Below are 6,204 nucleotides of genomic sequence, written 5' to 3'. Positions count from 1 at the left end.
ATTCATTAATAAGTAATACTATAAATAACATATAGAAACCTATATATTATAGAAGATTCTAAAATTAAACATTATATCTTAAAATCAAATTTATAGGAGGAAAAAAATTGGATAAAGCAAACATAATCATCTCCATTATTATCGTTTTATGTGTTGCAGCAGCAGTTGCGGCATATGGTATTACTAATAGTGATAATCCAATCTTTTCTGATTTATCAAGTATGTCCGCAAATTCAAATGATGATAATGCTGGGAATGGAATAGGCAATACTACTTCAACCGATAATGGAACAGGAGTATCTGTAGCCACCACTGAATCTGGAAGTTCAGATTCCGGCAGTTCAGGTTCCAGTGATTCTGGATCAGGTAGTGGAACTAGTTCAGATTCTGGCAGTGGAAGCGGATCTGGTTCAGGTAGTGGAAGTGGTTCCGGCTCAGGTAGTGGAAGCGGATCCGGATCATCTGTTTCTGCATCAGCAATAAAAAGTGATGCATGGAATCATATTGGCCAAGAAGGATGTTACCCAGGAACTCCATATTATTCCGGAGGTTACTGGTATGTGACAATTTACGATGCTGATGGAAATAATGTAGATTCATTCCAATACACCGCATCTGGAGAATTCTTAGGAAGAGGATAAAAAAATTATTTTTTAATCCTTTTATTTTTTTTATTTTAGTGATAGATAACTATATATAACAAAAATAACAAATTAATTATTGTTGTATGTGAGGGCCCGTAGCCTAGCTGGATAGGGCGTCGGACTTCTAATCCGAAGACCCCGGGTTCAAATCCCGGCGGGTCCGCTTTTACAATTTCTTTTTTTCAAAAAAACAATTTTCAAAGTGATTGAATAATTTTTGGGCTTGTAGCCTAGTCTGGAAGGGCGTAAGACTCCTAATCTTAAGATCGAGGGTTCAAATCCCTCCAAGTCCGTTTAAAAAAAGCTATCCAAAGTAGTATTCTTTACTACTTTTCTTTCTTTAATCTCTTTTTCAAATGAAATCTGACCATATTGGCCGCCACCACCCGGAATAACTTTAATACTTCCATTTCTAAAAGCTTCAATAGCGGGAGTAATACCTGAATCGACTTTAGAGATATCGTCAAGAGAAACATTTATCAAAACATCAATTTCAGTTTTAAAATTATCGATTAATCTTTGCCATTTCCCCTGAATCGTTTTTGTTGTAACTCCTTTATCATATACAGTTGAAAGCAATTCCGCCAATGGCATTAAATGAACATATTTCGGTCTGAAATCAGGATGCTTTGGTTGCGGATAATCAGCTATTTCAGATATTCTAAAATCAACACCTTTCTTGATTGTTCCGCCACAACCACATTTCATCTTATTTTCTTTTGCCACAAGCGGATTGATTAATTTAAAACATTTTGTACATGCAGTCATATGATATTTTCCTAAATTTGGAATCAATCCATAATTTGCCTTAATGTCATTGTGTTTTAAAGCCTGCTTAATGGATGAATATGAAATATCTTCAAGCTCTATTTGATTGAATTCTCTTCCTAACCTATGAGGCCATGGGGAATGCGCATCTGAATTTGTCAAAAAGGGAAAATCTTTTAGTTCAGATATTGTGTCCGCCATAAAAGTATCTGCAGACAAACCTAATTCAACAAAATCCGGCTTTTTTTCATAACAATCGTAAATACTATCAAATGATTTATACATCCCAGTCCATGGAGTAAATGCATGAGCAGGACCAATTAAACAATCATAATCCTTTACAAGTTCCAATAGCTCAGCTCCATCTAATCTGGTCTTAGGCCTTCCGTCAACAGCTTTGTTTTTTGAAGGCAATTTTTCAGACAATTCCCTGGCTATATCAATGTCTGGAATGATAATCAAATGATGGATTCTGTTTTTCCCTTCAACTTCTGTAGTCAAAAGAAAATCCATTTCATTAGCCGTATAAATCCCATCACCAGAATAGGTTGTGGTTTCTTCAATAATATCCAGCCAGCCGGGATGAAATGCATCGCCAGTGCCTAAAACCTGTAAACCTTTTTGCTTAGCTTTTGGAGCCATATTCTTAATCAGCATATCCTTAGATGATGCCATTGAAAAACAGCTGTGAACATGAAAATCAGCATTTACTAACATGGTTAATTGTTAGAAACTAAAATTATATTAATCTATTCAAAATTTTTTCTACATTTGCTAATGGATATTTTTCTGTTTTAGGTTGAAAATCAACAGTCAATTCATCTTCATTGACAATTTCATTAACATTATCCAAATTTTTTAAGAAATTATTTGTCCTATCAATCAAATCAATTAATTGCTTTTGAGTTTTTGGATAAGCGAGCTTTAAAATTGGAATATCTAAATCCTGAAGAATTTTAACTTCCAGACTGCGGGCATTATTGCAGGCATTGCTTCCGAAAAGAATCAGATCATTTAATGAATCATACATCCTATTGTATTCTTTAGGGCGTTTTCCCAGAATAATTGCTGCATCAACTTTGTTTACGATATTTGAAAATAAAAAAAGCCTAGATTTGACTCCTGATGGAAGTTCACTAGAAGAATATTTAGAGATTAAGTTATCAAAATGTAGATTGCCTTCGCAGATATCCGTATTATCATATCTTGAAAAATTGGAAGGCGATAAGTAAGTATGTCCATTCTTTTCAATTAATGGAATTACAATCATTGCCGCATCAGGCACAACTATAACGTTCATAAAAAAAGTAAAAAAAGAATATATTGAATTTAACCAATATATCTTAAATCATCTGCATTTCCTGCATTTGCTTTATTAATTAAATCTTGTTCCATTTGCTGAGCTCTTGCAATCATTTGTCTAGTTTCTTCAGCTCTTTCTTCTAATTTATCCACATTGATTTCAAAATTAAGTAAATAGGATAATTTATTTAATAAACCTTCAGCGGATTCTGCATCAATGAAATAGCCTGGAGTTTCACCCATAAGGCAAGCTCCTTGAATTCCTTGACGAACTCCTAAGCCTAAGAACAATCCAGAAGCTCCAACGATGCCTCCATCATTAGATCTGATTTCGATTCCAGCTTCCCTTAATAATTCGACATTAGCTTCATCGGTAGCTGCACCGAAAACTTTAGGATTTTCAATAGGCTGTCCAGTAGCCATTCCACCCAATGTGAAAATTCTAGATATCCCAAATCCTTTGACGAATTCTAAAATATCGTTACATACTAAATATTGACCTTCAGGAGATAAAGATTGGGTATTGCCAACAAGAATAATTAAATCCAAGTTGTCTTCACCAACATCTTTTAAGTAATATAACTCATTGAACATGTTTTCTATAATTCCTTCATCCCTTACAATTACTTGAGGAGGAAAAGTAGGAGAATAAACATCAGCAAACTTAGTAGCACCCAATTCATCTATCATATGATCGGCAGCTAGCTTACCAACATGTCCAATACCTGGCAATGCTTCTATGAAGATGGGATTTTCCAATTCAATTTCTTCTATAACATTTATTTCTGCAGCATTCATTGTGCATTACTCCTTCATTGATTCTTTTTTTAATATACGACGATATTTTCCATATTTATCCTCAACAGAAAACTTTGGAGGATAAATTACTTTAAGCTTGCCTCCGCATTTTGGGCAAACTTCTTTTAAAGTATAAATTCCACATTCGGGACATTTGTTCATTTTCATATTCATAAGAATCTAGTTATTTAACTCTCTCAAGAAAGAACCATTACCTTCTGATTCTTCTACAACTGCGATACATCTTTCAGCAGCAGCTTTAAGAGCTTTTTCAGCTAATAAATAATCAGTAGATTTTACAGTAATTCTATATCTTGGTGCACCAACACATTGAACCTTAATCTCTTCCTCTTCATCACCATTATCTTCAGCAGCCTTAAGGGCAGCAACGATAATTTCAACACCATTAGGAACAAAAGTTTCAATGTCAACGTAACCACTGATATGAACTTCCGGAGGAGTGATATTTTTCTTAGCTACTTCTGTAATAGCATCAGCCCAATCTTGAGGGATGCCTTCTTCAGTAAGTGATTCTGCACCTTCATCAGCTGCAGTTTCAAAAGCTCCATAAACATCACCAAAGATGTCCATAAGCTCATAACCAACTTCATCATAAGCAGCATCTAAATCCTTATCTAATGATTTAGCAGATAATTCCAAAAATTTTTCAGCTTTTTGTTCTATTTTCCAATGTTGGATTTTTTTAGTTCTTTGGTCTTCACGAATCCTCTTTAAGGATGCATCTACATGCCCTTTTTTAGGATTTACTCTGAGAACACGACAAACAATTTTTTGATTTTCTCTTACATGATCTCTGATGTTTTTAACCCAACCAGAAGATACTTCAGAGATATGAATAAAAGCTTCTTTGCCCTGATATTCTTCTAATTTAGCAAATGCACCATAATTAAGAACTTTATAAACAGTACCAACAATAAGTTCCCCTTCATCAGGCCATTCTTGACTTTTTCTTACCATACTCTCACCAACATTAATAAAAATTTAAAAAAATAGTAAAAATTAGTTAAAAACTAGAAAATCTAGTTTAAAACTTTTTCGATATGTGCAGTAATTTTAGCTTTAGCACCACGGGATTTAACGAGAGTTTTACCACAAATAATACATTTTACATCGGATGCTGCACGATCAAAAATTACTTGTTCATTATCACAATCTAAACATTTAACTTTTAAAAAGTTTCCTCTACCTTTACTAACCATGTTAACCACCTATTTAGCTACAAATTCAGGTTTACCTGTTCTGAAAGATTGTTTGATGTGAGATTTACCACATTCTTTACATTTAAGTCTTAAGTCTAATTTTTTAACTGGTTTATTTCCAGCAGGTAAAGGCCTTGGGTAACCTCTATAACCAGCAGTTACACGTCTGAATTGTCTTTGTCCCCAGGTTAATTCACTAGCTTTTCTTTTTTTAGCAGTGTGAACTTCATGCATTGTGTGTCTTTTACAATGAGGACAGTATGTTCTTTTTTCTTTTGGTATCTTCATTTTTTCACCGTAATTAATAAGTCATTATAAATCCATCTGTGAATTTATCTAAATCCAATTTATATCAAAAAACGTTAGAGATTAAACTGTATTGTAACGCATCAAGTCTACACACAGCAAAAATCCAAATTATAATAAAAATATAATTTTTTATTATCACAAATAGATACGTTCAATATATCTATCTATTAAGATATTTAAATGTAATGGAAAAATAGCTAAATTTTTACCTGACGACCTTTTCGATTTTTGAAAAATATTTTTGCATTAACCAATGGCAAGGTAACTAAATCCTGAGGTCTGAAAGGCCCATAAACCTTTTCATCAACACCTACAATAGGACCGACTTCATCAAAAACAAGCATGGTAACTAATTCAGTGTCTTTAGCAACTTTTTTTGATTCAAAATCATAAAACTCATCTTGTTCATTAAAGGCGTTGGGATTATCCTCTATATCGACATCAGGAACTTTATCCTTAGGTTTAATAACCTCAGTTTTATCAACTTTATCTTTTTTAATTGGTTGTGATTTAATTTCATCCGTTTTAGGAGGAATTAATGTGGTTGATTGTGTTTCCTTAGGTTTTATGATTGGTTTTTGCGGTTTTTCATCTTCATCATCGGACAATTTTTCCAGAGAGATGTTTCCCCTATGATTCTTTAAAGTATCGATTAGGGAAAAGTAAAATTTTTCTTCTTCAGGTGTTAAATTAAGAGGAGTGGTATCCACTAAATCAAACTGAGGTTTACCTGTGAACAAATGATAAGACCTGTGAATATTAACTACCGCAGCTTCGGTAATTTTTTTCTCACGCCTTTCACAAATCTCAGTTGCAATAATCTGAGCTTGCTTAAGCATGCTGGATACATTAGAAAATGGATCTTTAATTGCTTCTTCCTTTAGCTCATCTAGATATTGATGAATATCATTGTAAAAAGTCTCCTCTACACGTGCTAAAGTACCATTATTCCGTTCTTTCTTCTGAACTCTACGCAATTCCTGATAAAATTGATCCACTAAATACCATCTCGAAAATAATTTTTAAAAATAAAAAAAGATAAACAAATGAAATTATTCATCTGTTTCTAATCTAGGAGCAAGCAAGAAACTGAGTTTACCATCACCGGTTACCATAGTAAGAGTTAAACTTAATGGCATGTCAGTACCTAAACTAATTTCAGC

At 33.4% G+C, this 6,204-nt stretch carries 9 protein-coding genes, 2 tRNA genes and 1 pseudogene; 3 read left to right on the top strand and 9 right to left on the bottom strand.

Translation table 11 applies throughout. From position 1 onward, the window contains the following. The first annotated feature begins 107 nt into the window (after positions 1-107). The 3 genes from ACKI3D_RS03925 to ACKI3D_RS03915 all read left to right on the top strand — a co-directional run bounded on the left by ACKI3D_RS03925 (position 108) and on the right by ACKI3D_RS03915 (position 937). On the top strand, positions 108-641 hold the full coding sequence (locus ACKI3D_RS03925) for an endoglucanase (RefSeq protein WP_407392451.1): 534 nt from the start codon (positions 108-110) through the stop codon (positions 639-641). A 92-nt stretch (positions 642-733) separates the two neighbouring features. Continuing rightward, positions 734-807: transfer RNA gene (locus ACKI3D_RS03920), tRNA-Arg, on the top strand. Between the two features lie 56 nt (positions 808-863). Continuing rightward, positions 864-937: transfer RNA gene (locus ACKI3D_RS03915), tRNA-Arg, on the top strand. Between the two features lies 1 nt (position 938). On the opposite strand, the gene ACKI3D_RS03910 is transcribed toward ACKI3D_RS03915, so the two are convergent. The 9 genes and pseudogenes from ACKI3D_RS03910 to ACKI3D_RS03870 all read right to left on the bottom strand — a co-directional run. After that, positions 939-2,129, bottom strand: a complete 1,191-nt coding sequence (locus ACKI3D_RS03910) for a TIGR00375 family protein (RefSeq protein WP_407392450.1) — start codon at positions 2,127-2,129, stop codon at positions 939-941. A 22-nt stretch (positions 2,130-2,151) separates the two neighbouring features. After that, entirely contained in the window at positions 2,152-2,712 is a 561-nt protein-coding gene (locus ACKI3D_RS03905; RefSeq protein ID WP_407392449.1) for a DUF2112 family protein, read from the bottom strand. A gap of 29 nt (positions 2,713-2,741) precedes the next feature. Continuing rightward, positions 2,742-3,512, bottom strand: a complete 771-nt coding sequence (locus ACKI3D_RS03900; protein WP_407392448.1) for a proteasome assembly chaperone family protein — start codon at positions 3,510-3,512, stop codon at positions 2,742-2,744. Positions 3,513-3,518: 6 nt separating this feature from the next. After that, entirely contained in the window at positions 3,519-3,686 is a 168-nt protein-coding gene (locus ACKI3D_RS03895; protein WP_292739058.1) for an RNA-protein complex protein Nop10, read from the bottom strand. A gap of 6 nt (positions 3,687-3,692) precedes the next feature. Then, complete coding sequence (locus ACKI3D_RS03890) at positions 3,693-4,490, bottom strand: translation initiation factor IF-2 subunit alpha (protein WP_407392447.1); 798 nt, start codon at positions 4,488-4,490, stop codon at positions 3,693-3,695. A gap of 62 nt (positions 4,491-4,552) precedes the next feature. Next, entirely contained in the window at positions 4,553-4,732 is a 180-nt protein-coding gene (locus ACKI3D_RS03885) for a 30S ribosomal protein S27e (protein WP_067044971.1), read from the bottom strand. A gap of 9 nt (positions 4,733-4,741) precedes the next feature. Next, positions 4,742-5,020: a 50S ribosomal protein L44e gene (locus ACKI3D_RS03880; protein ID WP_292743332.1), complete on the bottom strand. Its 279-nt coding sequence runs from the start codon at positions 5,018-5,020 to the stop codon at positions 4,742-4,744. 218 nt (positions 5,021-5,238) lie between these two features. Further along, the gene (locus ACKI3D_RS03875) at positions 5,239-6,039 is read right to left on the bottom strand and encodes a hypothetical protein (RefSeq protein ID WP_407392446.1); all 801 of its coding nucleotides are present in this window, start codon (positions 6,037-6,039) and stop codon (positions 5,239-5,241) included. A 54-nt stretch (positions 6,040-6,093) separates the two neighbouring features. Then, positions 6,094-6,204 (bottom strand): annotated as a pseudogene (locus ACKI3D_RS03870) (DNA polymerase sliding clamp); the annotation flags it as partial.

The organism is Methanobrevibacter sp. (genome assembly GCF_045586545.1).
Taxonomy (GTDB): Archaea; Methanobacteriota; Methanobacteria; order Methanobacteriales; family Methanobacteriaceae; genus Methanocatella.
This window is presented reverse-complemented; position numbering and strand designations above follow the sequence as displayed.